This is a genomic window from Pseudomonas sp. P5_B2 (assembly GCF_056400445.1).
The window spans coordinates 1-1,334 of record NZ_JBFULH010000910.1; the positions used below are offsets into that span (position 1 = coordinate 1).

Sequence of the window (1,334 nt, forward strand, 5' to 3'; positions counted from 1 at the left end):
GTGCGCACACCGCTCAATGGCCTGATCCTTGAAACCCAGCTGCGCAAGATGCATCTGGCGCGGGACAACGCTTCAGCGTTCACGCTGGACAAGATGCACGCCATGGTCGACCGCGATGAGCGGCAGATCAAAAGCCTGATCCGCTTGATCGAAGACATGCTGGACGTGTCACGCATTCGCACCGGCAAGCTGTCGATCCGGCCGAGCCGATTTGATCTGGTGCAATTGGTCAGCAACCTGCTGCAAAATTTCGCCCCGCAGGTCGATGCCGCCGAGTCTTCGTTGACGCTGACGGCCGAGCAACCGGTGGTCGGCAGCTGGGACGAATTCCGTATCGAACAAGTGATTTCCAACCTGCTGACGAATGCGTTGCGTTATGGCGCCCACAGCCCGATCGACGTTCGCGTGTACAATCAGGACGGCCAGGCGCGGGTCGAGGTTCAGGATCGCGGTATCGGCATTGGCGAAGAGAACCAGAAACGTATTTTTCAGCAGTTTGAACGGGTGTCAGCCAAAACCGTCGTGGCGGGATTGGGCTTGGGACTCTTTATTTCGGAACAGATTGTCGCTGCCCATGGCGGCACTATCACCGTCGAGAGCCGGATTGGCGAAGGCGCCTTGTTTCGCGTTTGTCTACCGCTGTAGGAAAACAGCTGGATAAACGCAACCTCTGAKYGACCMYACGGTCGTATCAGCAGCTATTGACCGAACAAAGGCTTCCCATGAGTGAAGATGCGCAAGATGTAGTACTCATTGTCGAGGATGACCCCTCGATTCTGATGGTGTTGTCCGCTTATTTGTCGGGTGAAGGTTATCGGGTGCTGCAGGCCGAAAACGGCGAGCAGGCCTTTGAAATACTGGCGAGCAAACCGCACCTGGACATGATGATCACTGATTTCCGCTTGCCCGGCGGGATTTCMGGTGTACAGATTGCCGAGCCTGCGGTAAAGCTGCGACCGGAACTCAAAGTGATTTTTATCAGCGGTTATCCGCAGGAAATCCGCGAGACCGACAGCCCGATCACCAAAACCGCGCCGATCCTGGCCAAGCCGTTCGATCTGGATGAACTGCAAGAGCTCATGCAGCAAATGCTGTCCTGAGCTTACGGCACTACCTGATCCGCTTGAAGGTAAGTAAAGGTCGCGTTGTCGGAGGGTGTAGCAGGCAATGTCAGTTTGATGATTGGAACGACTTTTCCCCCAGCACTGGAATAAAAGTCCTTCTGATCATGCTGCGCACCTGCCAGCCCGCCAGGAAGGTAGTAAAAAGCCTCGATAGGTAGTTCCCGAGGAATGTTTTGTGGCCATGTGGCCAGGATCAACTCGGTGTAATCG

The 1,334-nt window shown here is 55.4% G+C and carries 2 protein-coding genes and 1 pseudogene; 2 read left to right on the plus strand and 1 reads right to left on the minus strand.

The window, feature by feature from the left end:
- Nucleotides 1-645, plus strand: a 645-nt coding sequence (locus tag AC1DRJ_RS27910) for a sensor histidine kinase (RefSeq protein WP_477804989.1), incomplete at its 5' end; no start/stop codon positions are given.
- Nucleotides 646-722: 77 nt separating this feature from the next.
- Complete coding sequence (locus AC1DRJ_RS27915) at nucleotides 723-1,100, plus strand: response regulator (RefSeq protein WP_007949268.1); 378 nt, start codon at nucleotides 723-725, stop codon at nucleotides 1,098-1,100.
- A 2-nt stretch (nucleotides 1,101-1,102) separates the two neighbouring features.
- On the opposite strand, the pseudogene AC1DRJ_RS27920 reads toward AC1DRJ_RS27915, so the two are convergent.
- A pseudogene (locus tag AC1DRJ_RS27920) lies at nucleotides 1,103-1,334 on the minus strand (halovibrin HvnA); the annotation flags it as partial.